This window comes from Citreicella sp. C3M06 (assembly GCF_018860705.1).
In the GTDB taxonomy this organism is placed as follows: Bacteria; Pseudomonadota; Alphaproteobacteria; order Rhodobacterales; family Rhodobacteraceae; genus Salipiger.
In genome coordinates this window covers 1-23,306 of sequence record NZ_JAHKQA010000091.1, presented here as the reverse complement: position 1 = coordinate 23,306, position 23,306 = coordinate 1, and the positions used below count along the sequence as shown (strand labels likewise).

Here is a 23,306-nt window from a genome sequence, read left to right as displayed (position 1 = left end):
TTAATGGAACAGTTTTCCTGATGGGACGCATACACCGCCAATATGTCCTTATCAACCGAACCCCACGTGATGAATCCGGGAAAATGTTCTATATCAAGCAGAGCTTTCACCAAGACGCCGGAGCCAGCCCCATGACCAGCCCACAGGACAGACTCCCCCAAGGCCACGTCGCCTTTGTCGGCGCAGGCCCGGGCGACCCCGAATTGCTGACCATTCGCGCCCTGCGCATGCTGCAGGCCGCCGAGGTCGTCCTGCATGACGCGCTGGTGCCCGCCGAGATCGTGGCGCTGGCGCCGCAGGCGCAGCTGGTGCCGGTGGGCAAGATCGGTTTTGGCCCGTCGATGAAGCAGGATGACATCAATGCGCTGATCGTCGCCCATGCGCAGGCCGGGGCCCGCGTGGTGCGGCTCAAGGCGGGCGATCCGGGGGTGTTCGGGCGGCTGGATGAAGAAACCGATGCGATGGACGCCGCTGGTATCACCTTTACCGTCTGCCCCGGCCTGACCGCCGCCACCGCCGCCGCCGCTGGCATGGGCCTGTCGCTGACCCGGCGCGGGCGCAACAGCGATCTGCGCCTGCTGACCGGCCATGACGTCAAGGGCTTTGCCGAACAGGACTGGCGCGCCCTTGCCCGCCCCGGCGCCGTCGCAGGAATTTACATGGGCAAGAAGGCGTCGCGCTTTCTTCAGGGCCGCCTGATGATGCATGGCGCATCCCCCGACACGCCGGTAACCGTGGTCGCCAATGCCTCTCGCCCCGACGAGCGCCGCCTCGCCGCAACCCTTGCCACGCTGCCGTCCGAACTGGACGCGGCCGATCTGAACGGCCCCGCCGTGCTGCTGCTGGGCCTTGCCCCGCGCGATGCGCTGGCCGTTCGTGCCCTGACACAGGAAGCTCTCTGATGCCCAAGCCCTATACGCCCAAAGTCATCACCGCCAACGCCCTGCTCGAAGGCGACGTGATCTACCTTGCCGCCGACGACCGATGGGTCCGCGCCCTGAAGGACGCCGAGATCTTCACCGACGAAGCCGTTGCGCAGGTCCGTCTGCTGGATGCGCAATCGCGCGCTGCCGAAGCGGTCGGCGTCTATCTTGCCGACATGGAGCCAACCAAAGACGGCCCCCGCCCGGTGCATTTCCGCGAAGAGTTCCGGGCCAAAGGTCCGTCGAACCACGTCCACGGCAAACAGGAACACGCCTGAGCCCAGCGGCCAGGTACGAGGACCCAGCACATGTACAGCTACACCGATTTCGACGCCGCCTTCGTGGCAGAGCGCAACCGCCAGTTCCGCGCCCAGGTCGAACGCCGCATCAGCGGCGCGCTGACCGAAGATGAATTCAAGCCGCTGCGCCTGATGAACGGGCTTTACCTGCAGCTGCACGCCTACATGCTGCGCGTGGCGATCCCCTATGGCACGCTGAGCAGCGCTCAGATGGACCAGCTCGCCTTGCTGGCGGAAAAATGGGACAAGGGCTACGGCCATTTCACCACCCGCCAGAACATCCAGTACAACTGGCCCGAGCTGCGCGATGTGCCCGACATGCTCGATGCGCTGGAACAGGTGGGGATGCATGCCATCCAGACCAGCGGCAACACCATCCGCAACGTGACCGCCGATCATTTCGCCGGAGCCGCCGCCGATGAGATCGCCGATCCGCGCCCCGTGGCTGAACTGCTGCGCCAATGGTCGACCGATCACCCGGAATTCCAGTTCCTGCCGCGCAAGTTCAAGATCGCCGTCACCGGGGCCGAAAACGACCGCGCCGTGATCAAGGCTCATGACATCGGCATTCAGGTGGTCAAGCGGGATGGCCGTATCGGCTACCGGGTTCTGGTGGGCGGCGGGCTTGGCCGCACCCCGATGATCGGCAAAGAGCTGTCGCCCTTCGTGGCGCTGGAAGACTTGCTGCCCTATGTCGAGGCGGTGGTGTCGGTGTGGAACCTGCTGGGCCGGCGCGACAACAAGTACAAGGCCCGCATCAAGATCACCGTGCACGAGCATGGCATCGACGAGATCCGCTCGCTGGTGGAAACGCGGTTCGAGGAAACCCGGCAGGCCTTTGGCACCGCCGCGCTCGAGCTGTTCGATGACATCGCGGCGCAATTCCAGCCGCCCGCCTTCCGCAACGCCCCCACCGAGGCGTTCGATGCCGCCTATGAAACCGATCCGACCTTCCGCGCATGGGCCGACACCAACCTGTCGGCGCACCGCGCGACGGGCTACGCCATTGCGCAGATCTCGCTGAAGGCGCATGGCGCAACGCCGGGCGATGCCTCGGCCGAACAGATGCGCGTGATGGCGCAGCTGGCCCGCGACTATGGCCATGACGAGCTGCGCATCACCCACGAGCAGAACGTGGTGCTGCCGCATGTGCACAAATCGGACCTGCCGGCCATCCACAAGGTGCTCAAGGCGCATGGGCTGGCCACCGCCAACATCGGGCGCATCAGCGACATCATCGCCTGCCCCGGCATGGATTACTGCGCGCTGGCCACGGCGCGCTCGATCCCGATCGCGCAGGAAATCGCCACGCGGTTCGACGAGCTGAAGATCGAGAACGACATCGGCGAGCTGAAGATCAAGATCTCGGGCTGCATCAACGCCTGCGGCCACCACCATGTCGGCCATATCGGCATTCTGGGACTGGACCGCGCCGGGGTGGAGAACTACCAGATCACCCTTGGCGGCGATGCCACCGAAACCGCCGCGCTTGGCGATCGCACCGGGCCGGGCTTTCCCGCCGAAGGCGTGGTGCCCGCGATCGAGCGCATCGTGGAAACCTACATGGCGCAGCGCAGCGGCCCCGAAGAGACCTTCCTTCAGACCTATCGCCGCATCGGGATGGACCCGTTCAAAGCGGCCCTCTACGGAGAGGAGGCGGGCAAGAAATCCCGCGCCGCGTAAGCCACGATGAACTTTCATCTCCCCCCCAACACGCCCGCCGAAGGTGTCCCGGCGCGCAGCCCGGCCGAATTGGCCGATCTGCGCGCACGGGTCGATGCGCTGAACACGCGCTATCGACATCATGGCGCGGTGTCGGTGCTGACCGGCGCGCTCAACGATCCCGAAGCCGGGGACATCGCGCTGGTGTCATCCTTTGGCGCGGAATCGGTGGCGCTGCTGCATCTTGTGGCGATGATCGACCGCAGCACCCCGGTGCTGTTCATCGACACGCGGCTGCTGTTTGCCGAAACGCTGGCCTATCAGCAGGAGGTCGCCGAGCGGCTGCACCTGTCGAACGTGCGCATCATCCGCACCGATCCGGCGACGCTGGCCGCGCAAGACCCGACCGACTCGCTGCGCGACACCAGCACCGACGCCTGCTGCGCCCTGCGTAAGACGGTGCCGCTGGAAAATGCGCTGCAAGGCTTTGATGGCTGGATCACCGGGCGCAAGCGGTTCCAGTCCTCGACCCGCGCCGCGCTGGAATTCTTCGAACTCGAAGACGCCACCGGCCGGATCAAGGTCAACCCTCTGGCCCATTGGGCGCCCGATGACGTGCGCGCCTACATGGATGAAAACCGCCTGCCCCGGCATCCGCTGGTGGCGCAGGGCTACCCGTCCATCGGGTGCCAGCCCTGCACGTCGAAAGTCGCCCCCGGCGAAGACCCGCGCGCGGGCCGCTGGCGGGGCGAGCAAAAAGAAGAATGCGGCATCCATTTCGTCAATGGCCGCATGGTACGCAAAGGACCAAGCACATGAGCGTCATCGTGACCGACACGGGCTTTGGCCCCGACGACTGGACTCTTGGGTTCGAGGGCGACGGCGTCCTCGACCTGCCCTCTGACACCGACCCGGCGGCTTTGTCGGCCCCCGAGGGCACGCAGATGATCCGCATCGACTTTCCGTCGTTTGCCGATGGGCGCGGGTTCACGCTGGCACGGCTGCTGCGGCTGCGCGGCTATACCGGGCGCCTGCGCGCCAAAGGCCACGTGATTTCCGATCAATATGCCATGGCGCGCCGGTCGGGATTCGACGAGGTCGAGATTTCCGACGATCTTGCCGCCCGTCAGCCCGAAGCCGACTGGCAGTTTCGCGCAAATTGGCAGCAACACGACTATCAGAGCCGCCTGCGCGGCTAAGTCGTCTTTCTTTTATACAAATCACGCTCTAGAAAGGGACTCGAGGTTTGTTCGTGTGCAAACGAATTTGCACAGGGGCGGCTTCGCTGAATCAGACATGACCGAGATGACCCCCGTGACCGATATCAACGCCACCGAAGCCAAGAAGCCCGTGCTGCCCGACGCCCAGACCGTGACCTCGGTGACGCACTGGACCGACCGGCTGTTTTCCTTCCGCGTCTCGCGCCCCGCCTCGTTGCGGTTCCGCTCGGGCGAATTCGTGATGATCGGCCTGATGGGCGATCCGCATCCCACCACCGGCAAGGTCAAGCCCTTGCTGCGCGCCTATTCCATCGCCTCGCCCAGCTGGGACGAAGAGCTGGAATTCTATTCGATCAAGGTGCAGGACGGCCCACTGACCTCGCGCCTTCAGCATATCAAGGTCGGCGACGAGATCATCCTGCGCCCCAAGCCCGTTGGCACGCTGGTGCATGACGCATTGCTGCCCGGCAAGCGGATCTGGTTCTTTGCCACCGGCACCGGCTTTGCGCCCTTTGCCTCGCTGCTGCGCGAGCCGCAGACCTACGAGGATTACGACGAGATCGTCATCACCCACACCTGCCGCGAGGCCGGAGAGCTGAAATACGGCGCGGAGCTGATCGAAAGCCTGAAGACCGACGAACTGCTGAACGAGGTGATCGGCGACGGCTTCTGGAAGAAGATCAAGTATTACCCGACCACCACCCGCGAAGAGAGCCCGAAAATGGGCCGCATCACCGACCTGATGCGTTCGGGCGAGGCGTTCGAGGATCTGGGCGTGACGCCGCTGAGCCCCGAGACCGACCGCGCGATGATCTGCGGCAACCTCGCGTTCAATCTCGAGCTCAAGGCGATGTTCGAGGAATACGGCCTTGAAGAAGGCGCGAACAGCGATCCCAAGCATTACGTGGTCGAGAAGGCGTTTCTCGACTGATCATGGTTTGGGGCGGGCGGCACGATGCCACCCGCCCCTTTCGTAGATCGTAAAAAGCATCAGGCTGCCCCCGGTCGACAACAGCGCCGCGGCGGCGATGATCGCGACGACTCTGTGGCAATACTCTGCAAAAAACGTTTTTATCCAGGCCTTGAAAGGCGGATCATGGCCCGAACTTGCGTTCGGACATGACGGGCACGCCGTTTTCACGCCAGATGCAACGCAAATTTGCGCAAGACGTGCATCAGACGGCCCGCGTGATGCCGCAACAACTGGAAATGGCGCTTGAAACATTGGCGTTAGAGGCCTATTTTGCGCCTTCAGAGCATTCACGGTAAAAGGACCGATACCATAGCCCGCAGACCTCACAACGCGCCGCCCACGCGCGACACCGGCCCCCGCATCAACGACCGCATCCGGGCCCCCGAAATCCGCCTGATCGGCGCCGAAGGCGAGAACCTGGGCGTTCAGACGCCGCGTCGCGCTGTCGAACTGGCCGAGCAGGCTGGCCTCGATCTCGTCGAGATCTCGCCGAATGCCGTGCCGCCGGTCTGCAAGATCATGGATTTCGGCAAGTTCAAGTACGAACAGCAAAAGCGGGAATCCGAAGCGCGCAAGAAGCAGAAGATCATCGAGGTCAAGGAGATCAAGTTCCGTCCAGGAACCGATACCCACGACTACGATGTGAAGATGCGCAGCGTTCTGAAATTCCTTGAAGGCGGCGACAAGGTCAAGATCACCCTGCGGTTTCGCGGCCGCGAGATGGCGCACCAGAACCTTGGTCGCGAATTGCTTGAGCGAGTCGCATCCGACGTGAAAGAGCTCGGCAAGATCGAGAACATGCCGAAGATGGAAGGCCGTCAGATGATCATGATGATCGGTCCGATTGCCAAGTGAATGGCCTGCCCTGCCGGTGAACTGGCCGGGCGATCCTCTGACAGACGATTTGAACCCGCCGCTCGCCGGCGGGTTTTTCATTGCCCGAAGCGTGTTTTCTGCCGCTGGGTCGCGACGTGGGGGCCAGCCCCCACACTCCCGGAGTTCAAGGGCAAGATGAAGAGGGGCGCGGTCAGCTTGAGCGCGGCTCGCGGGGGCGCGGGCGGCTCGGTGGTTCCTTGAGCAACCCGCCGACGCCCATGCCCATGATGTCCTGCGCGCTGACGGGTACGCCGCACAGGATGCGTTCGAGCACCCAGTCCGCGCCGTTGAGCGCCGGCGAGCGGGCGCAGCCCGGCAGGCCGATCACCGGCGTGCCGTTCAGATCTCCGAAGAACAGCAGGTTGCCGGGATCGACCGGCATGCCGAAATGGCTGACCGTGCCACCGGCGCGGCGCAGCGCTTCGGGGGCGGTGTCGTGCAGGTCGGAGGTGGCGGAGCCGGTCAGGATCAGGATGATCTCGGCGTCGCTGGTTGCGATCGCTTCGGCCAGCGGGGCGGTATCATGGGGCACCGTCTGGCTGCGTGACAGGTCTGCCCCGAGGCGTTCGAGCCGCTGCCTGATAGCGCGGCGCCCCTTGCCGGAGGCGGGCTCGCCGATGCTGGTCTCGATGAGATCGACGCTGCGGCGCTGCACAGGGCGCAGGCGCAACGCGGCGCTGGCGGCGGCGCAGGCGCGCTCAAGCGCGTCCTCGGGCACGGCGTAGGCGATGATCTTGATGGTGGCGACCATGGTGCCATCCGTGCAGCGCTGCCACGGGTGCAGCGTGGCGACGGTGATCATCGGATGCACGGCATTGACCGCGTCGATCCGGGCGGTGTCGATCTCGATCACGCCCGGCGCGGTGGCGTGAAGATTGACGCGCCCGGTCGAGGCCGCGCCGATGCGCAGGCCCGCCCTTGCCGGATCGGGCACCAGCGCGTGGGCGAGCCGGTCAGCGGCGGCATCTTCGGCGATATCTTCCGGGTCAAGCCGGGCGATCACCAGATCGGTATAGCCCTCAGCCTCAAGCCCGGCGAGGTCTTCTGCGCTGAGCACCCGGCCCTTGCGCAGCCGGCCCTTGCCGAGCGCCAGCGAATGGGCCAGCACGCCGCCCAATGCCTGTGCCAGCGGCACGGGGCCAAATTTCATGCGCCCGTCCTCAGCACCCGCGTCATTTCGGCGAGGATCGACACCGCGATTTCCGACGGGCCCGCAGCGCCGATATCAAGCCCGACCGGGCCGTGAATCCGGGCGATCTGGGCCTCGGAGAAGCCTGCCTCATGCAGCCTTGCAACGCGTTTGGCATGGGTGCGGGTGGAGCCGAGCGCCCCGATGTAAAAGCAATCCGAAGCTAGGGCGAGGGTCAGTGCCGGATCGTCGAGTTTCGGATCATGGGTGAGCAGCACCAGCGCGGTGCGGCCATCGAGGCCCAGCTTTTCGACGGCTTCATCGGGCCAGTCGTTCAGCACGGTCTCGCCGGGGAAGCGGGACGATGCGCCAAAGGTTTCGCGCGGATCGACGATGGCGGGCGCGTAGCCGGCAAGCCGCGCCATCGGCACCAGCGCCTGAGCGATATGCACCGCGCCGACGACGATCAGCTTGAGCGGCGGGTTGTGAATGGCGACGAAAATGCGGCTGCCATCTTCGAAACCCGAGCGATCCATGCGGAAGCGGGTTTCGTGACCGCTGGTGTCGAGCCGGCGCGCGGCGGTTGCCAGATCGACCACATAGGCGGCAGGCTGGCGCGCGGCGCGGGCGGCGCAGAGATCGGCGAGAATCGCTTCGGGCAGCGCGCTGCCGATGGGTTCGACCAGCACCCGGATGGTGCCGCCGCAAGCAAGCCCCACGGCGAAGGCATCGTCATCCGAGACGCCGAATTCCAGCTCGCGCGCGGCGCCGTCTTCCAGCGCTTCGAGCGCCTCTACGATCACCGCACCTTCGACGCAACCTCCCGAGACCGAGCCTTCGATCTCGCCGCGCCCGGAGATCGCCAGCTGTGCGCCGACGCGGCGCGGCGCGGAGCCCCAGGTTTCGATCACGGTGGCAAGCGCGGCGCGGCGGCCGTCGCGGTGCCAGGCCAGCGCGGTTTCCGGGATGTTGTCGACATCGGTGGTGGTCATGGCGTCTCCTTCCCTGTTCTGCGATGATCGCATGGCGGCGGCGGGCCTGCGAGGGCGATCTTGGTCCTGTGTGTCAGGCTTGCTGGAACACCGCCGACACCTCGGCCCGGATGATCCGGGCGATGAGCGCGCAATCCTCGAGGCTGAAGCTCAGCGGCAGGCGCATGTCGATCAGCCCGGCAAGAATGCGGTCGGTTTGCGGCAGCGGCTCGCTTGGCGCGTAGCGCCAACTGTCATAGCGCGAGGTAAAGGCGATGGGGTCCGGCGCGCCGAACCATTTCAGCTCGACGCCGCGTTCGGCGCAGCGGTGCAACACCTCCTGCACCTGCGGGGCATCCCAACCCGGCAGCAGCATCTGGATCGACGAGCCGACGATGCTTTCCTGCGCCGGGCGCTCGACGATGGCCAGGCCGGGCGCTGCGCGCAGCCCCTCCTCGATCACCTTGTAACGTTCGTTCCAGCGGCGCACCTGAACGGGCAGCGCCTGCAATTGCGGGCGCAGGATGGCGGCGCGCAGATTGTCCATGCGGCCCGACACATTGGGCGTGTCATACTTGATGCGCTCGAAGACTTCGGGCGGCGGCGCGGCAAGGTGGCGCTCGTACAGCATGTAAGAGCCCGACAGCATCACCGCGCGCGCAGCGGTTTCGGCATCGTCGGTGACAAGAAACCCACCCTCGCCGGAATTGGCGTGTTTGTAGGTCTGGGTGGAATAGCAGCCGATGGCCCCGTGACGCCCCGAAGGCACGCCGTTCCACGCCGCGCCCATGGTGTGGGCGCAATCCTCGATCACCGTGACCCCGGCCGCATCGCAAATCTGCATCAGCCGGTCCATGTCGCACAGATGGCCCCGCATGTGCGAGAGCATCAGAACCCGTGCCTCGCCCAGCTTGGCGGCAAGATCGTCAAGGTCGATGGTCAGGCTGTCCGTGACCTCGACAAACACCGGCACCGCGCCAAGCGAGGCGATGGCGCCGGGCACCGGTGCAAGGGTGAAGGCATTGGTAAGCACCTTGTCGCCGGGCTTGACGCCAACGGCGCGCAAGGCACAGCCCAGGGCATAGCCGCCCGAGGCCACCGCCAACGCATAGCGCGCCCCGGTCAGAGCGGCGAACTCCTGTTCCAGCAGCGCGGTCTGCGAGATTTCGCCGGGCAGAGTATTGTAGCGATGCAGGCGGCCATGGCGCAGCACCTCGAGCGCCGCGGCAATGCCTGCCTCGGGGATCGGGTCTTGCTGGGTGAAGCTGCCGGTGAAGCGTTCGGGAAAACCTGTCGTCATGCGGCAAGTCATGCGCCCTGCCCGAGCTGCCGTCAATCGCACCGCGCAGGGGATTTTCCCTGCGACAGGCTGCGTGGCTCAGCCCAGAACGCGCGCGACCTCGGCGCGCAGCGCATCGAAATGGCCGATCAGCCCTTCGGGGTCGAGCGCCCGCACCCCGTCGCCATCCGGGCCAAAGGTCACGAGAATGCAGGGCACACCGGCGGCGGCGGCGGTCTTGCGGTCGGTCTCGGTGTCTCCGACCAGCAGGGAGCGCGCGACATCGCCGCCCGCCCGCGCCACCGCTTCGACATAGGGCGCGGGATCGGGTTTGCGCACCGGCAGCGTATCCGCCCCGATCATCGAGCCGAACAGATCGCGCACCCCAAGCCGCGCCAGCAGCGTTTCGGCCAGCGCAGCGGGCTTGTTGGTGCAGATGCCAACGCGAATCCCGTCGCTGCGCAACGCCTCGACCGCCTCGATGGCGCCCGGATACAGCTGCGTGTGCAGGTCGATCGCCTCGCCGTAAAAGCTCAGCAGATGCGGGTACCATGCCTCGACAAGCGCCGCGTCAAAGGCCTCCGCCCGGCGCAGCCCCAGCCCCAGCATCGCCCGCGCGCCGCGAAAGGCGGTGTGCGCATCCCCCGTCGAATCCAGCCGCACCGCCTGCCCCATCTCTTCGAAACAGCGGTTTGCCGCCGCGATCAGATCGCCGCTGGTATCCGCCAGCGTGCCATCCAGATCAAAGATCACCGTCCCCATGCCCTGCCCTTTTCTGTCATACGTCGAAACCAGACGTGAAGCCTTGCCTGCTTGCCCCCGACTATGTAGCCGGTAAAACGAATCCAAAGGCAGAACACAAACGGGAAACCCGAACCATGAGCATCGCCCTCATCATCCTCGCTGCGGGAAAGGGCACCCGTATGGAGTCGGACCTGCCCAAGGTGCTGCACCGCATCGCCCATGCGCCCATGCTCTGGCACGCCATGCGCGCCGGTCAGGTGCTGGAGCCGGGACGCACCATCGTCGTGGCCGGGCACGAGGCCGACATGGTCGCCGCCTCGGCGCAGGCATACGACCCAGAGGCGCAGATCGTCCTTCAGAGCGAACAGAACGGCACCGCCCATGCAGTGGCGCAGGCCGCCCCGGCACTTGCCGGTTTCAACGGCGATGCCATCGTGCTTTATGGCGACACCCCCTTTATCCGGCAGGAAACGCTGGAGGAAATGGCCCGCGCCCGCGCCCATCATGACATCGTGGTGCTGGGCTTTGAGGCCGCCGATCCGGGCCGCTATGGCCGCCTTGTCACCGAGGGCGACGCGCTGCTGCGCATCGTCGAATACAAGGACGCCAACGAGGACGAGCGCGCCATCACCCTGTGCAATTCGGGACTGATGGCGGCGGATGCGACGGTGCTGATGGATCTGGTGGCACAGGTCGGCAACGACAACGCCGCCGGGGAATATTACCTGACCGACATCATCGCCCTTGCGCGGGCGCGTGGCCTTTCGGCGGGCGTCGTGCATTGCGCCGAGTCCGAAACCATGGGCGTGAATTCGCGCAGCGAACTGGCCCGCGCCGAGGTTTCGTTTCAGCAGACCACCCGCGCCCGGCTGATTGACGACGGCGTAAGCCTGCAAGCCCCCGACACGGTCTGGCTGGCATGGGATACGGTGATCGGCCGCGATGCCGAGATCGAGCCCAACGTGGTGTTTGGCCCCGGTGTCACCATCGAAAGCGACGCGCGCATCCGGGCGTTCAGCCATCTTGAAGGCTGCCACGTCAGCCGCGGCGCCATTGTCGGCCCCTTTGCCCGGCTGCGCCTGGGCGCCGAACTGGCCGAAGACAGCCATGTCGGCAATTTCGTCGAGATCAAGAACGCCTATCTTGGCGAGGGCGTGAAGGCCAACCACCTGACCTATATCGGCGATGCCGACATCGGTGATCGCTCCAACATCGGCGCGGGCACGGTGACCTGCAATTACGACGGTGTCTTCAAGCACCGCACCATCATCGGCAAAGATGCCTTCATCGGCTCTGACACCATGCTGGTGGCGCCGGTGACCATCGGCGATGGCGCGATGACCGGCTCGGGCTCGGTGATCACCAGCGATGTGCCCGCCGGGGCGCTGGGGATCGGGCGGGCGCGGCAAGAGACCAAGGCGGGCTTTGCCACGCGGCTGCGCGACATGCTGCGCGCCAAGAAAAAAGAACAAAACAAGGGGTAACGGGCAGATGTGCGGCATTGTCGGAGTTCTGGGCACGCACGAGGCGGCCCCCATCTTGGTCGAGGCGCTCAAGCGGCTCGAATATCGCGGTTATGACAGCGCCGGGATCGCCACGATCAACGGCGGCAGGCTCGACCGCCGCCGCGCGGTGGGCAAGCTGGTGAACCTGTCCGACCGGCTGGTGCACGAGCCGCTGCCCGGCAAGGCGGGCATCGGCCACACCCGCTGGGCCACCCACGGCGAGCCCAATGAAAAGAACGCCCATCCGCACCGCTCTGGCCCGGTTGCCGTGGTGCACAACGGCATCATCGAGAATTTCCGCGAGTTGCGCGCACAGCTTGCCGCTGCGGGGCTCCAGCCCGAAACCGACACCGACACCGAAACCGTGGCGATGCTGACGCGTCTGCATCTGGACAGCGGCAAGACCCCAATCGAGGCCGCCCGCGCCACGCTGGCGCAGCTTGAGGGCGCCTTTGCGCTGGCGTTTCTGTTCGACGGCGAAGAAGATCTGATGATCGCTGCCCGCAAGGGCTCGCCGCTGGCCATCGGGCATGGCGACGGCGAGATGTACCTTGGCTCGGATGCCATTGCGCTGGCGCCGATGACCGACCGTATCACCTATCTCGAAGAAGGCGACTGGGCGGTGATTACCCGCGCGGGCGCGCAGATTTTTGACGCCGACGGCCATCAGACCATGCGCGAGATGCGCCGCATCCGCATGGATGCCGCCCGCGTCGACAAGGGCGGCTACAAGCATTTCATGGCCAAGGAAATCGCCGAACAGCCGACGGTTCTGGCCGATGCGCTGGGGGCCTACCTCGATGGCACGGAAATCCGCCTGCCCGGCGGCGGGCTGGATTTCACCCGCATCGACCGGCTGGTGATGGTTGCCTGCGGCACCGCCTATTACGCCTGCCTGACTGCGAAATACTGGTTCGAAAAGCTGGCCCGCCTGCCCGTCGAGGTCGATATCGCGTCGGAATTCCGCTACCGCGAGCCGCCCGTTCTGCCGGGCACCGTGGCGCTGTTCGTCAGCCAGTCCGGCGAAACCGCCGATACGCTCGCCGCGCTGCGCTATTGCAAGGGCAAGGCCGACCGCATCGTGTCGGTGGTCAACGTGGAAACCTCGTCCATCGCCCGCGAAAGCGATCTGGCGCTGCCGATCCATGCCGGGATCGAAATCGGCGTGGCCTCGACCAAGGCCTTTACCTGCCAGCTCAACACCCTGCTGCTGCTGGCCATCGAAGCGGCCTGCGCGCGCGGCGAAATGACCGCCGAGGGCCGCGCCGCGCTGCTCACGCAGCTGCGCGCCCTGCCGGGGCTGTTCAACGCCACGCTCGACCGAGATGCCACCATCGAAGCCGCCGCGCAAAAGATCGCCGAGGCGCGCGACGTGCTGTTTCTGGGGCGTGGCACCATGTACCCGCTGGCGCTGGAAGGCGCGCTGAAGCTCAAGGAAATCAGCTATATCCATGCCGAAGCCTATGCCTCGGGCGAATTGAAGCACGGGCCGATCGCCCTGATCGACAAAACCGTGCCGGTGATCGTGATGGCTCCGTATGACGGGCTGTTCGACAAGACGGTCTCGAACATGCACGAGGTGATGGCGCGGGGGGGCAAGGTCTGCCTGATCACCGACGCCGCCGGGGCCGAAGAGGCTGGCGAGGGCGTGTGGCAGGTGATCACCCTGCCTGCGGTGGATGAACGGCTTGCGCCGCTGCTCTATGCCCTGCCCGCGCAGCTGCTGGCCTATCACGCCGCCGTCGCCAAGGGCACGGATGTCGACCAGCCGCGCAACCTCGCCAAATCGGTGACCGTGGAATAGCGCGCACGCGCGGCCTCGCTCAGAGCCGTTGCCGCAGCTGCGCGATGCCCTCGCGGATTTCGGACCGCACCGATCCCGGCCTTGGTGCATCGCGCAGGGTCGACAAAAGCGCCGCGTCGGGCCGCCCCTTGCGGTGCCAGTCCAGCGCTGCCAACATGCGCGCCGCGGGGTCTGGCAGGCGGTCCGGGATCTCCTGCCCTGACAGCGTCGCCCAGACCCCGGCCCAGCAGCGCGCCACCGACCACGGGTTGTAGCCGCCGCCGCCCGAGACCACGAGCCTTGGCGCGATCTGCATCAGGCGGCGCACCGCGCGGAAATGGCTGTTGTTCGACAGGGCCAGCCGCGACAGCGGGTCTTCGCTCAGCGCATCCGCGCCGCATTGCAGGAACACAGCATCAGGGCGAAAGCCTTCGGTCGCCGGAACGATCAGATCTTCGAGCACGCGCTCGAATTCGCTGTCGTTGAAATCGCGCGGCACCGGCAGGTTGAACGCCGCCCCGCCTGCATCATCGTTCAGCGCCCCGGTGAAGGGCCAGCGCCGATCCTCGTGCACCGAGATCACCCGCACCCGGTCCGAGCCGGGAAAGGCGAATTCCACACCATCGCCGTGATGCGCGTCGATGTCGACATAGACCACCCGCCCCGCCCCCAGCCGCAGAAGATGCAGGATCGTCAGCACCGGCTCGTTGAGAAAGCAAAAACCGCTGGCGCGCCCCCTGAGCGCGTGATGCGTGCCGCCGCCGGGATTGTGCACCGCGCGCACCGCGCCGGACATCAGCAATTCCGCCGCCAGCAGCCCACCGCCGACCGCCGTGGCCGGCCTGCGGAACATCTCGGGGAACACCGGGTTCGACAGGGTGCCCAGCCCATAGCGTTCGCGCGCCCTGTCCGAGACCATGCCTTCGGCTTCGGCCTGCATCAGCGCGGCGATGTAATCGGCGTCATGGAAGGCGCTCAGCGCCTGTGGCCTTGCCCTCGGACTGGTGCGGTACAGCGCGGGCGGCAGCCAGCCAAGCTGACGCGCAAGATCCGTCGCGGCGGGCACCCGTTCGATCGACAGAGGGTGGCGCGCGCCGTAGCGCGAGCCGCGATAGATGTTCGATCCGATGAAAAGCGCTGATTGCATTTCGACAGGTTTAGCACGGGCGCCCCGATCGCCAAGATCTCTTTACAACCCATTGCGCTTGTTGTGCGTTTCTGGTTCGCTCCGCGACGATGTACGGAACGACTCTCACCCTTCGCATGATCGTGATCACCGCGGCGCTGCTGGCCCTTGGCGGGGTTTGCGGGCTTGCCGCGACGGCGCTGCACCTGCCCATGCCGTTCATGCTGGGCAGCCTTGGCGGTGCCGGGGCAGCGGTTGCGCTGGGGGCGACATCCGTGCTGCGCGATTACCGCTTTCCCGAACGGTTCCGGACCCTGTTCATCGGGTTGATCGGCGTGATGATCGGCACACAGGTCCAGCCCGAACTGTTGAACGACATCGGCGATTTCACCCTGACCCTGTCGGCGCTGGCGGGATTCGTGCTGCTTGCCCACGCGGGCAATTACCTGATCTTCCACAAGCTCGGCGGTTACCGCCGGGCCACCGCATTTTATGCCGGAATGCCGGGCGGGCTGATGGAAAGCCTTGTGATGGGCGAGCGCGCCGGGGCGGATCTGCCGGTGCTTACGGCCCAGCAATTCCTGCGAATTATCCTCGTGATCACATTGCTGCCGACCGGGCTGTCGCTGTGGGTCGGGCACCCTGTAGGCAGCGCGGCAGGCGCGGCGATCGTATCAGAACCGGTGGCGCTGATGACGCTGCCGCTGATCGTGCTGGCGGCGCTGGCCGGGCTGTGGCTGGGCCAGAAACTGCGCCTGCCCGCCGCGCAGATCACCGGGCCGCTGATCCTTGCGGCGGGGCTGACCCTGTCCGGAGGCGTCGATCTGCACCTGCCGTTCTGGCTGATCGCAACGGCGCAGGTGGTGATCGGCGTGTCGCTGGGCCTGCGGTTCACCGGCATGACGCTGGCGATGCTGCGCCGCTCTCTCGGGCTGAGCCTTGTTTCCGTCTCTTGGATGCTGATGCTTGGCGCGGCCTTTGCACTGGTGCTTGGGCAGGTGACGGGCCTGCCGTTCCTGCAATTGCTACTGGCCTACGCGCCGGGCGGCGTCACCGAGATGTCGGTGATCGCGCTCAGCCTCGCGGCAAACCCGGCGCTGGTCAGCCTGCACCACGTCGTGCGCATCTTGCTGACGGTCGGCTTCATGGGGCTTGCCGATGGCCGGCTGAACCTGCGCGAGCGCTGAGCCGGGGCGCCCGCTCAGCCCTGCTCTGCCTTTTCTTCAAGCGTGAGCCATTCTTCCTCGGCCGCCGCAAGCTTGACCTGCCGCTCGCTGAGCGCCTCGGTGGCCTTGCGGAACTTCACCGGTTCGCGGGTGAACAGATCGCCATCCATCAGCAACTGTTCAAGCTTGCCGATCTCGGCCTCGAGCCGCGCGATGACGCCGGGCAGTTCTTCAAGACGGTGCTTCTCGGTAAAGCTCAGCCCGGCCTGCGGTTTCGCCTGTGCCTTGCCTGCCGCAGGCTTGGCCGCCTTGGCCACAGTGGCAGGGGCATCAGAGCTCGCCTCGGCGCGCTGCGTCTGATAATCCGTCCAGCCGCCCGCATAGACCACGGCGCGCCCATCGCCTTCCATCGCCACCGTGGTGGTGGCCACCCGGTCGAGGAAATCGCGGTCGTGGCTGACGATCATCACCGTGCCGTCGTAGTCGCTGAGCAGATCCTGCAACAGGTCCAGCGTCTCGACATCAAGATCGTTTGTCGGCTCGTCGAGCACCAGCAAGTTGCTTTCCCGCGCCATCAGCTTGGCCAGCAGCAAGCGCGCCTTTTCCCCGCCCGACAGCGAGCGCACCGGCGCACGCGCCTGCCGCTCGTCGAACAGGAATTCCTTGAGATAGCCGACAACGTGCTTGGGCTGGCCGCGCACCAGCACCTGGTCGGCCTTGCCCGACACACGCATGTCCTTGTCGCCGACAAGGTTTTCCCAAAGGCTCATCTCTGGGTCAAGTTGCGCCCGGCTCTGGTCGAACACCGCCGAGACGAGGTTGGTGCCAAGCTTGATGCTCCCCGCATCGGGGGCGATCTCTCCCATCAGCATGCGGATCAGCGTGGTCTTGCCGGTGCCGTTCGGCCCGACAAATGCCACGCGGTCGCCGCGCTGCACGGTCAGCGAAAAGCCGGTCACGATGTCCTTGTCGCCAAAGGACTTCGACACATCCGTGGCTTCGACCACCTTCTTGCCGGACACCGGGGCCGAGGCCAGATCCATCGCAGCCGTGCCTTGCCGGCGGATCATCCCGGCCCGGTCCTGACGCAGCGCCTGAAGCGCACGCACCCGGCCCTGATTGCGGGTCCGCCGCGCGCTGATGCCTTCCACGGCCCATTTCGCCTCGGCCTTGATCTTGCGATCCAGCTTGTGGCGGGCCTCGTCCTCTTCGGCCCAGATCTTGTCGCGCCAGTCCTCGAAGGCCTTGAAGCCCTGCTCACGCCGCCGCACGGCGCCGCGGTCGATCCAAAGCGTGGCGCGGGTCAGCTCCTCAAGGAAACGCCGGTCGTGGCTGATCAGGACAAAGGCCTTGCGGGTGCGCTTGAGCTCATCCTCAAGCCAGCGGATGGCGGAAATGTCGAGATGGTTGGTCGGCTCGTCCAACAGCATCACATCGGGGTCGCGCGCCATCAGCCGGGCCAGCGCCGCGCGCCGCCGCTCGCCGCCCGAGGCGGTCGCCACGGCGCGGTCGGGGTCGAAACCCAGCCCTTCGCCAGCCGCTTCGACAAGATACATCTCGGCGGGCCCCAACCCTTCGGCGGCGTACTCACCAAGCGTCTCGAAGCCGGTCAGATCTGGATCCTGCTCCATGTAACCAACCGAGGTGCCCGACGGCACCACGCGCCCGCCGGTGTCCGGCTCGACGATGCCGGCCATCACCTTCATCAGGGTCGATTTGCCTGACCCGTTGCGGCCCACCAGCGCGACGCGATCGCCGGGCTGGACGTTGAGCGAAAGACCAGAGAATACCGGCTCGCCACCAAAGGTGAGCGCGATGTCGGAGAGCTGAAGAAGAGGTGCCTGTGCCATGCCGCCTGCGCTATTGGGCGGCACGAGCGGCGTCAAGTGGCAACGCATGCGCGGATGGCAACTGCAGAGGGGGGCCAGCCCCCCGCGCTGCGCGCTCCCCCCGGAGTTTAACCGGCAAGATGAAGCCGGGGCGCGGCGCTTATCCTTCATCTTGCCAAATAAACTCCCGCCGGAGGCATCCGACCTTTCAGCGCGAGCAGGCGGCTGTCAGATGCGCGCGATCTGGCCACCGCTGACAGGGGCCGCAACCCCTGTGGTGCTAGGTGCGGATGTCGGCATCCGCCGCATGATGCGAACCGCGAGATAGGCAAACGCCTGCGCTTCGAGCATGTCGCCGTCGAGGCCTGCGGTTTCGACCGGCTCCACCGCGCAGTCCAGCCCTGCCGACAGCATCCGCATCATGACCGGATTGTGGCGACCGCCGCCGCAAACCAGCAGGCGGGCGGGCGGGATCGGACAATGCTCCATCCCCAGCATCACCGCCGTGGCGGCCATGGCGGTCATCGTAGCAGCCGCATCCGCGTCATCGAGTTCGCGCACCAGATCGAGCATCAGCGAAAAATCATCGCGGTCGAGTGATTTGGGCGGCATCCGGCGGAAATAGTCTTCTTGAAGGAACAGCTCGAGCGCGCCGTCGACCACGGCGCCGCGCGCCGCAAGTTCGCCGTCGCGGTCACAGTCCAGCCCCAGCCGCTGCGCCACAAGATCGTTCAGCGGCGCGTTCGCCGGGCCGGTATCGAAGGCCAGCAAGGCGCCGTCTTCTTCCGGTGCAGCCCGGCGCGGATCCACCCAGGTCAGATTGCCGACGCCGCCGAGGTTGAGGAAGGCTACCGGCTCGCTCGCTCCCATCCACTGCGCGCAGGCGAAATGGAAAAACGGCGCCAGCGGGGCCCCCTCACCGCCCAGCGCCACGTCGGCCGAGCGAAAATCGTAGACGACATCGCGGCCGAGGCGTTCGGCCAGCGCCGCGCCGTCGCCGATCTGCCAAGTGCCGCGCCCGCGCGGCTCATGCGCAAGCGTCTGGCCGTGGAAACCGACCAGCTCGGCCTGCGGGAAGCCTGCCAGAAGCTCGGCATGGGCATCGAGGATCACAGTCTCGGCGGCGCTGACGTCTTCGCCCGGCCAACGGCCCAGCGCGGCGCGCAGCACCTCGCGCTCACCATCCGTGTAGCGCCGATAACCGCTGTCACCGAAGGCAAAGATCTGCCGCCCGTCGGTTTGCAGCATCGCCGCATCGACACCGTCCAAAGACGTGCCCGACATCGCCCCCAGCGCCCACACCGGCCCTTCGTTCAACTTGCCCTTCACTCCGACGCGCCCCAGCCTTATAGGATTGCCCAATCGTATTAGAGGGAACCCCCATGACCTACCATCCCAAATCGGACTTCATGCGCGTCATGATGGAGCGCGGCTTTCTGGCCGATTGCACCGATTATCAGGGCCTCGACGAGGCGCTCACCGCGGGAGTGGTCACTACCTATATCGGCTATGACGCGACCGCAAAATCGTTGCATGTCGGGCATTTGCTGAACATCATGATGCTGCGCTGGCTGCAAAAAACCGGTCACCAGCCGATCACCCTGATGGGGGGCGGCACAACCAAGGTGGGCGACCCCAGCTTTCGCGCCGATGAGCGCCCGCTGCTGACCGCCGAGCAGATCGACGCCAACATCGACGGAATGAAGCAGGTCTTTGCGAAATATCTCGATTACGGCGACGGGCCGACGGGCGCGCTTATGCTCAACAACGCCGAATGGCTGGACGAGCTGAACTACCTGTCCTTCCTGCGCGACATCGGGCGGCATTTCTCGGTCAACCGGATGCTGTCGTTTGAATCGGTGAAATCGCGGCTGGATCGTGAGCAGTCGCTGAGCTTTCTCGAATTCAACTACATGATCCTTCAGGCCTATGATTTCCTTGAACTGAACCGGCGGTACGGCTGCCTGTTGCAGATGGGCGGCTCGGATCAGTGGGGCAACATCATTAATGGCATCGATCTGACCCGGCGGGTGCTGGATCACGAGATCTTTGGCCTGACCTCGCCACTGCTGACCACATCGGATGGCAAGAAGATGGGCAAATCCGCCGGCGGTGCGATGTGGCTGAACGCCGACATGCTGTCGCCCTATGAGTTCTGGCAGTTCTGGCGCAATTCGACGGATGCCGACGTTGGGCGGTTCCTCAAGCTTTATACCGAGCTGCCGGTCGAGGAGTGCGAGCGGCTTGGCGCGCTTGGCGGGGCCGAGATCAACGAGGCCAAGATCGTGCTTGCGAACGAGGTCACCACCCTGTGCCACGGGGCCGAGGCGGCGGCCGCGGCCGAGGCCACCGCCCGCGAGGTGTTCGAGAAGGGCGGCGTCGGCGACGATCTTCCGACGCTGGAACTGACGCGCGACGAAATCGGCGACGGGATCTCCATCGTGCAGGTGATCGTGCGCGCGGGTCTGGCCAAGTCGGGCAAGGAAGCCAAACGCCTTATCACCGAGAACGGCGCGCGCATCGACGATGCCGCCCTGACCGACGCTGGCCTGATGCTGAACGCAGGTGCCCTGAGCGCCCCTGTCAAGCTGAGCGCGGGCAAGAAGCGTCATGCGCTGGTCAAGCTGGCGGACTGAACGCTGATTTCACAGCCTCCGGGGGCGCGGATCCTCGCCCCCGGGGGCTGCCCGGTTGCCGCCGTCCCTTGGGTGGCGACCGTCTAGAACAGCAGGTCGAACAAGGCCAGCGCCCCAAAGGGCAGTGACAGGGCCGTCGCCACCAGCAGCGCCGCGGCGGCGGTGGGTTTCGGCCTTGGCGCAACGGTCGCGAGCGACCTTGCACCGGTGGGATGCGCCCGTTGGCGCCGTGTTTGCAACTGTGCCATGCCGCGACTTAACCACGAATTTACTTTCCAGATCCTTAATCCAGATCATGGAATCGCTCGCCCTCCCATTGACTCAATCGCCCGAATACGCCCGCACCCTCGCGGCGCTTGGCCTGTCGGTGCGCTGCGGCTCTAGCGGGCCGACGCAAGACCCCGACATGCGCTGGCTGGTCCAGTCGCGCCGCCTACCCCTGCTCGGGCAAATCGACCTGATCTCGCGCGGGCCGGTCTGCAAGACCGCTGCTCGCCCCGAAGACTGGCTGCCGCTGGCGCGGGGCCAGCGCCGAACGCCCCTGCTTTTGAACGCGGCGCAGCAAGATGGGCAGGCCCTGCGCGCTGCCGGGTTCTGGCCGGTGATGACCGCCGCGAGCCTTGCCATCCTGCCGCTTGGTGACAACGACGCGATGCGCGCCGCCATGCACCAGAAATGGCGCAACCGGCTGAACCGCACCGCGCGCGTGCCGCTAAAGATCACCCGCCACCCGCTGTCCGGCGGTCACTGGATCATGCGCGCCGAAGCGTTGCAGGCTCGCACGCGGCAGTACCGCGCCCTGCCCCCGGCGCTGATCGCCGCCTATGCGCGCGAAAACCCCGGCAAGGCGCTGATCTGGGAGGCGCGGCACAATGGCGTCGCCGTCGCCTCGATCGCCATTCTGCTGCATGGCCCGATGGCCACATGGCAGATGGGCGTTTCGCTGCCTGAGGGGCGCCGCCTCAACGCGATGAACGCCCTGCTCTGGGAGGCGATGCAGTATCTTGCGGACAAGGGGCACCGCTTGCTTGATCTGGGCATTCTCAATTCCGACGATGCACCGGGGCTGACCCGGTTCAAGCTGGGCACCGGGGCCGAGTTGCACCGGCTTGGCGGCAGCTGGCTGCACCTTGGCGCGCTGGCGCCGATCGCGCGCCGCCTGCCGCCGCGCCTCTCCGCGTAAGCGGCCCGCCCGATCTGGCCCGGCTTGCAAGCCCCCCTCGCAGCCCCTATCCCTTGGGGCGAGCAATCAGGAGGCCCCTCATGCGTTTCGACGGAACCGGCAACTATATCGCCACCGACGATCTGACTGTCGCCGTCAACGCGGCGATCACGCTGGAACGCCCGCTTCTGGTCAAGGGCGAGCCCGGCACCGGCAAGACCGAACTTGCCCGGCAGGTCGCCAGCGCGCTGAGCCTGCCGATGATCGAGTGGAACATCAAATCCACCACCCGCGCCCAACAGGGGCTTTATGAATATGACGCGGTCAGCCGTCTGCGCGACAGCCAGCTTGGCGATGCCCGTGTGCATGACGTGGCCAATTACATCCGCAAGGGCAAGCTGTGGCAGGCCTTCGAGGCCGACCACAAGCTGGTTCTGCTGATCGACGAGATCGACAAGGCCGACATCGAATTCCCCAACGACCTGTTGCAGGAACTCGACCGGATGGAATTCCACGTCTACGAGACCGGCGAGACCATCCGCGCGAGCACCCGCCCCATCGTCATCATCACTTCGAACAACGAAAAAGAACTGCCCGACGCCTTCCTGCGCCGCTGTTTCTTTCACTACATCCGCTTTCCCGACCCCGAGACCCTGCGCCAGATCGTCGAGGTGCATCACCCCGGCATCAAGCCCGCCCTGCTGACCGAAGCGCTGACGCAATTCTACGAGCTGCGCGAGCAGACCGGACTGAAAAAGAAACCCTCGACCTCCGAGGTGCTCGACTGGCTCAAGCTGCTGCTGGCCGAGGATCTGAGCCCCGAAGATCTGAAGAGAGACGGCGCCAGCGCCCTGCCCCGCCTGCATGGTGCCCTGCTCAAGAACGAGCAGGATGTGCACCTGTTCGAACGGCTGGCCTTCATGGCCCGCCGTCAGGGGCGGTAAGGGCGTCCCCCCGCCTTTCGCAGCTCGGGCGCGACATGGCTGCCCAGCAGTTCGATCGCCCTGAGCATTTCGGCATGCGCGATCACCCCGGTGGCCATCTGGATGGTCACCCGATCGAACCCCAGATCCTCGCGCAGCGACAGGATCTTGTCGGTGATCTGCGCCGGAGAGCCAACGAATTGCGCCCCCTCCGGGCCCATCGCGGCATCGAATTGCGCCCGGCTTTGCGGCCCCCAGCCGCGCTCGCGGCCAAGCTGGTCCATCACCGCCTTTTGCGCCGGATAGAACAGATCCGCCGCGCGCCGCGCGTCCTTGCCGACAAAGCCGTGTACGTTCATCGACACCCGCGCGCTGTCTGCGTGCCCCGCCTGCGCAGCCGCGCGGCGATACAGATTGGTGAGCGCCGAGAATCGACGCGGTTCGCCGCCGATGATCGCCAGCGCCAGCGGGCGGCCCAAAGCGCCAGCCCGCACCATGCTTTGCCGGCTGCCCCCGGCGGCGATCCAGATCGGCAGCCTGCCCGACACCGGGCGCGGATAGACCCCCTGCCGGTCGAGCGCCTGCGTGTGATCGCTGCCCGGCCAGCTCAGCAGCGTCTGCGCGTCGATTTCAAGCAGCATCGCCAGCTTTTCCTCGAACAGCGCGTCGTAATCCTCGAGCGCATGACCAAATAGCGGGAAGCTCTCGATAAAGCTGCCACGCCCCACCATCAGCTCGGCCCGCCCGTCGCTGAGATTGTCCAGCGTGGCGAATTGCTGGTAGACCCGCACCGGGTCATCCGAGCTGAGCACCGTCACCGCCGAGCTGAGCCGGATCTTCGATGTCACCGATGCCGCCGCCGCTAACACCGTGGCAGGCGAGGAGACCGCGTAATTCGCCCGGTGATGCTCGCCAAGGCCGAACACATCAAGGCCCACCTCATCCGCCAGCCGGATCTCTTCCAGCAGATGCTTCAACCGCTTGCGCGCATCGATCTTTTCGCCGGTGGCCGGGTTGGTGCCGACATCGCCAAAGGTATAAAGGCCAAGTTCCATGCCGTTCTCCTGTCTCTTGCGGCAGAGCTAGGGTCAGGATGCATT

Annotated in this window: 22 protein-coding genes; 13 read left to right on the top strand and 9 right to left on the bottom strand. The window is 65.9% G+C overall.

Going from position 1 to position 23,306, the window contains the following annotated elements; genetic code table 11:
* Positions 1–131 precede the first annotated feature (131 nt).
* The 7 genes from cobA (at position 132) to infC (ending at position 5,932) form a co-directional block, all read left to right on the top strand.
* Positions 132–902, top strand: a complete 771-nt coding sequence (gene cobA / locus KO516_RS20950; RefSeq protein WP_216005733.1) for a uroporphyrinogen-III C-methyltransferase — start codon at positions 132–134, stop codon at positions 900–902.
* Positions 902–1,201 (top strand): DUF2849 domain-containing protein, encoded by a 300-nt coding sequence (locus KO516_RS20945; RefSeq protein ID WP_216005732.1) that lies wholly within the window; start codon positions 902–904, stop codon positions 1,199–1,201. Before cobA ends, KO516_RS20945 begins: the two co-directional genes overlap by 1 nt.
* A 30-nt stretch (positions 1,202–1,231) precedes the next feature.
* Complete coding sequence (locus KO516_RS20940) at positions 1,232–2,905, top strand: nitrite/sulfite reductase (RefSeq protein ID WP_216005731.1); 1,674 nt, start codon at positions 1,232–1,234, stop codon at positions 2,903–2,905.
* A gap of 6 nt (positions 2,906–2,911) precedes the next feature.
* The gene (locus KO516_RS20935) at positions 2,912–3,703 is read left to right on the top strand and encodes a phosphoadenylyl-sulfate reductase (protein ID WP_216005730.1); all 792 of its coding nucleotides are present in this window, start codon (positions 2,912–2,914) and stop codon (positions 3,701–3,703) included.
* A complete protein-coding gene (locus KO516_RS20930; protein WP_216005729.1) occupies positions 3,700–4,083 on the top strand; it encodes a DUF934 domain-containing protein in 384 nt (127 codons plus the stop codon). The genes KO516_RS20935 and KO516_RS20930 overlap by 4 nt, the downstream gene beginning before the upstream one ends.
* Before the next feature lie 97 nt (positions 4,084–4,180).
* Positions 4,181–5,035, top strand: coding sequence for a ferredoxin--NADP reductase (locus KO516_RS20925; protein WP_216005728.1), 855 nt, complete (start codon positions 4,181–4,183; stop codon positions 5,033–5,035).
* A gap of 351 nt (positions 5,036–5,386) precedes the next feature.
* Entirely contained in the window at positions 5,387–5,932 is a 546-nt protein-coding gene (infC, locus tag KO516_RS20920; RefSeq protein WP_216005817.1) for a translation initiation factor IF-3, read from the top strand.
* 172 nt (positions 5,933–6,104) lie between these two features.
* Here infC and KO516_RS20915 read toward each other — a convergent pair whose 3' ends face one another.
* From KO516_RS20915 to KO516_RS20900, 4 genes are all read right to left on the bottom strand, one after another.
* A complete protein-coding gene (locus tag KO516_RS20915; RefSeq protein WP_216005727.1) occupies positions 6,105–7,103 on the bottom strand; it encodes a molybdopterin-binding protein in 999 nt (332 codons plus the stop codon).
* Entirely contained in the window at positions 7,100–8,074 is a 975-nt protein-coding gene (locus KO516_RS20910; protein ID WP_216005726.1) for an XdhC family protein, read from the bottom strand. Before KO516_RS20910 ends, KO516_RS20915 begins: the two co-directional genes overlap by 4 nt.
* Positions 8,075–8,147: 73 nt before the next feature.
* Positions 8,148–9,353: a DegT/DnrJ/EryC1/StrS aminotransferase family protein gene (locus KO516_RS20905; protein ID WP_216005725.1), complete on the bottom strand. Its 1,206-nt coding sequence runs from the start codon at positions 9,351–9,353 to the stop codon at positions 8,148–8,150.
* 78 nt (positions 9,354–9,431) lie between these two features.
* Complete coding sequence (locus tag KO516_RS20900; RefSeq protein ID WP_216005724.1) at positions 9,432–10,094, bottom strand: HAD-IA family hydrolase; 663 nt, start codon at positions 10,092–10,094, stop codon at positions 9,432–9,434.
* A 116-nt stretch (positions 10,095–10,210) separates the two neighbouring features.
* Between KO516_RS20900 and glmU the strand changes: the two genes are divergently transcribed.
* Both glmU and glmS read left to right on the top strand, forming a co-directional pair.
* Complete coding sequence (glmU, locus tag KO516_RS20895) at positions 10,211–11,560, top strand: bifunctional UDP-N-acetylglucosamine diphosphorylase/glucosamine-1-phosphate N-acetyltransferase GlmU (protein WP_216005723.1); 1,350 nt, start codon at positions 10,211–10,213, stop codon at positions 11,558–11,560.
* A gap of 7 nt (positions 11,561–11,567) precedes the next feature.
* Positions 11,568–13,385 (top strand): glutamine--fructose-6-phosphate transaminase (isomerizing), encoded by a 1,818-nt coding sequence (gene glmS, locus KO516_RS20890; protein WP_216005722.1) that lies wholly within the window; start codon positions 11,568–11,570, stop codon positions 13,383–13,385.
* Between the two features lie 19 nt (positions 13,386–13,404).
* Here glmS and KO516_RS20885 read toward each other — a convergent pair whose 3' ends face one another.
* Positions 13,405–14,511 (bottom strand): acetoin utilization protein AcuC, encoded by a 1,107-nt coding sequence (locus KO516_RS20885; RefSeq protein ID WP_216005721.1) that lies wholly within the window; start codon positions 14,509–14,511, stop codon positions 13,405–13,407.
* A 116-nt stretch (positions 14,512–14,627) separates the two neighbouring features.
* Between KO516_RS20885 and KO516_RS20880 the strand changes: the two genes are divergently transcribed.
* On the top strand, positions 14,628–15,677 hold the full coding sequence (locus tag KO516_RS20880; RefSeq protein WP_252737768.1) for an AbrB family transcriptional regulator: 1,050 nt from the start codon (positions 14,628–14,630) through the stop codon (positions 15,675–15,677).
* A 14-nt stretch (positions 15,678–15,691) separates the two neighbouring features.
* On the opposite strand, the gene KO516_RS20875 is transcribed toward KO516_RS20880, so the two are convergent.
* On the bottom strand, positions 15,692–17,506 hold the full coding sequence (locus tag KO516_RS20875; RefSeq protein ID WP_216005719.1) for an ABC-F family ATP-binding cassette domain-containing protein: 1,815 nt from the start codon (positions 17,504–17,506) through the stop codon (positions 15,692–15,694).
* A 207-nt stretch (positions 17,507–17,713) separates the two neighbouring features.
* Positions 17,714–18,769, bottom strand: a complete 1,056-nt coding sequence (locus KO516_RS20870; protein ID WP_252737776.1) for an anhydro-N-acetylmuramic acid kinase — start codon at positions 18,767–18,769, stop codon at positions 17,714–17,716.
* A gap of 98 nt (positions 18,770–18,867) precedes the next feature.
* On the opposite strand from KO516_RS20870, the gene tyrS reads away from it, so the two are divergent.
* Positions 18,868–20,121 carry a tyrosine--tRNA ligase gene (tyrS, locus tag KO516_RS20865; protein WP_216005718.1) on the top strand — a complete coding sequence of 418 codons (1,254 nt, stop codon included), beginning with the start codon at positions 18,868–18,870 and terminating at the stop codon, positions 20,119–20,121.
* An 83-nt stretch (positions 20,122–20,204) separates the two neighbouring features.
* On the opposite strand, the gene KO516_RS20860 is transcribed toward tyrS, so the two are convergent.
* Complete coding sequence (locus KO516_RS20860; RefSeq protein ID WP_216005717.1) at positions 20,205–20,369, bottom strand: hypothetical protein; 165 nt, start codon at positions 20,367–20,369, stop codon at positions 20,205–20,207.
* 47 nt (positions 20,370–20,416) lie between these two features.
* On the opposite strand from KO516_RS20860, the gene KO516_RS20855 reads away from it, so the two are divergent.
* Both KO516_RS20855 and KO516_RS20850 read left to right on the top strand, forming a co-directional pair.
* A complete protein-coding gene (locus tag KO516_RS20855) occupies positions 20,417–21,304 on the top strand; it encodes a GNAT family N-acetyltransferase (protein WP_216005716.1) in 888 nt (295 codons plus the stop codon).
* 80 nt (positions 21,305–21,384) lie between these two features.
* A complete protein-coding gene (locus tag KO516_RS20850; RefSeq protein ID WP_216005715.1) occupies positions 21,385–22,227 on the top strand; it encodes a MoxR family ATPase in 843 nt (280 codons plus the stop codon).
* Here KO516_RS20850 and KO516_RS20845 read toward each other — a convergent pair.
* Complete coding sequence (locus KO516_RS20845; protein ID WP_216005714.1) at positions 22,215–23,261, bottom strand: Atu2307/SP_0267 family LLM class monooxygenase; 1,047 nt, start codon at positions 23,259–23,261, stop codon at positions 22,215–22,217. The genes KO516_RS20850 and KO516_RS20845 overlap by 13 nt on opposite strands.
* Positions 23,262–23,306 lie beyond the last annotated feature (45 nt).

What these genes read in the sequence shown, in the direction of transcription:
- cobA (WP_216005733.1), top strand. Translation starts at nt 132, where the DNA reads ATGACCAGCCCACAGGACAGACTCCCCCAAGGCCACGTCGCCTTTGTC.
- KO516_RS20945 (WP_216005732.1), top strand. Translation starts at nt 902, where the DNA reads ATGCCCAAGCCCTATACGCCCAAAGTCATCACCGCCAACGCCCTGCTC.
- KO516_RS20940 (WP_216005731.1), top strand. Translation starts at nt 1,232, where the DNA reads ATGTACAGCTACACCGATTTCGACGCCGCCTTCGTGGCAGAGCGCAAC.
- KO516_RS20935 (WP_216005730.1), top strand. Translation starts at nt 2,912, where the DNA reads ATGAACTTTCATCTCCCCCCCAACACGCCCGCCGAAGGTGTCCCGGCG.
- KO516_RS20930 (WP_216005729.1), top strand. Translation starts at nt 3,700, where the DNA reads ATGAGCGTCATCGTGACCGACACGGGCTTTGGCCCCGACGACTGGACT.
- KO516_RS20925 (WP_216005728.1), top strand. Translation starts at nt 4,181, where the DNA reads ATGACCGAGATGACCCCCGTGACCGATATCAACGCCACCGAAGCCAAG.
- KO516_RS20915 (WP_216005727.1), bottom strand. Translation starts at nt 7,103, where the DNA reads ATGAAATTTGGCCCCGTGCCGCTGGCACAGGCATTGGGCGGCGTGCTG.
- KO516_RS20910 (WP_216005726.1), bottom strand. Translation starts at nt 8,074, where the DNA reads ATGACCACCACCGATGTCGACAACATCCCGGAAACCGCGCTGGCCTGG.
- KO516_RS20905 (WP_216005725.1), bottom strand. Translation starts at nt 9,353, where the DNA reads ATGACGACAGGTTTTCCCGAACGCTTCACCGGCAGCTTCACCCAGCAA.
- KO516_RS20900 (WP_216005724.1), bottom strand. Translation starts at nt 10,094, where the DNA reads ATGGGGACGGTGATCTTTGATCTGGATGGCACGCTGGCGGATACCAGC.
- glmU (WP_216005723.1), top strand. Translation starts at nt 10,211, where the DNA reads ATGAGCATCGCCCTCATCATCCTCGCTGCGGGAAAGGGCACCCGTATG.
- glmS (WP_216005722.1), top strand. Translation starts at nt 11,568, where the DNA reads ATGTGCGGCATTGTCGGAGTTCTGGGCACGCACGAGGCGGCCCCCATC.
- KO516_RS20885 (WP_216005721.1), bottom strand. Translation starts at nt 14,511, where the DNA reads ATGCAATCAGCGCTTTTCATCGGATCGAACATCTATCGCGGCTCGCGC.
- KO516_RS20880 (WP_252737768.1), top strand. Translation starts at nt 14,628, where the DNA reads ATGATCGTGATCACCGCGGCGCTGCTGGCCCTTGGCGGGGTTTGCGGG.
- KO516_RS20875 (WP_216005719.1), bottom strand. Translation starts at nt 17,506, where the DNA reads ATGGCACAGGCACCTCTTCTTCAGCTCTCCGACATCGCGCTCACCTTT.
- KO516_RS20870 (WP_252737776.1), bottom strand. Translation starts at nt 18,769, where the DNA reads ATGTCGGGCACGTCTTTGGACGGTGTCGATGCGGCGATGCTGCAAACC.
- tyrS (WP_216005718.1), top strand. Translation starts at nt 18,868, where the DNA reads ATGACCTACCATCCCAAATCGGACTTCATGCGCGTCATGATGGAGCGC.
- KO516_RS20860 (WP_216005717.1), bottom strand. Translation starts at nt 20,369, where the DNA reads ATGGCACAGTTGCAAACACGGCGCCAACGGGCGCATCCCACCGGTGCA.
- KO516_RS20855 (WP_216005716.1), top strand. Translation starts at nt 20,417, where the DNA reads ATGGAATCGCTCGCCCTCCCATTGACTCAATCGCCCGAATACGCCCGC.
- KO516_RS20850 (WP_216005715.1), top strand. Translation starts at nt 21,385, where the DNA reads ATGCGTTTCGACGGAACCGGCAACTATATCGCCACCGACGATCTGACT.
- KO516_RS20845 (WP_216005714.1), bottom strand. Translation starts at nt 23,261, where the DNA reads ATGGAACTTGGCCTTTATACCTTTGGCGATGTCGGCACCAACCCGGCC.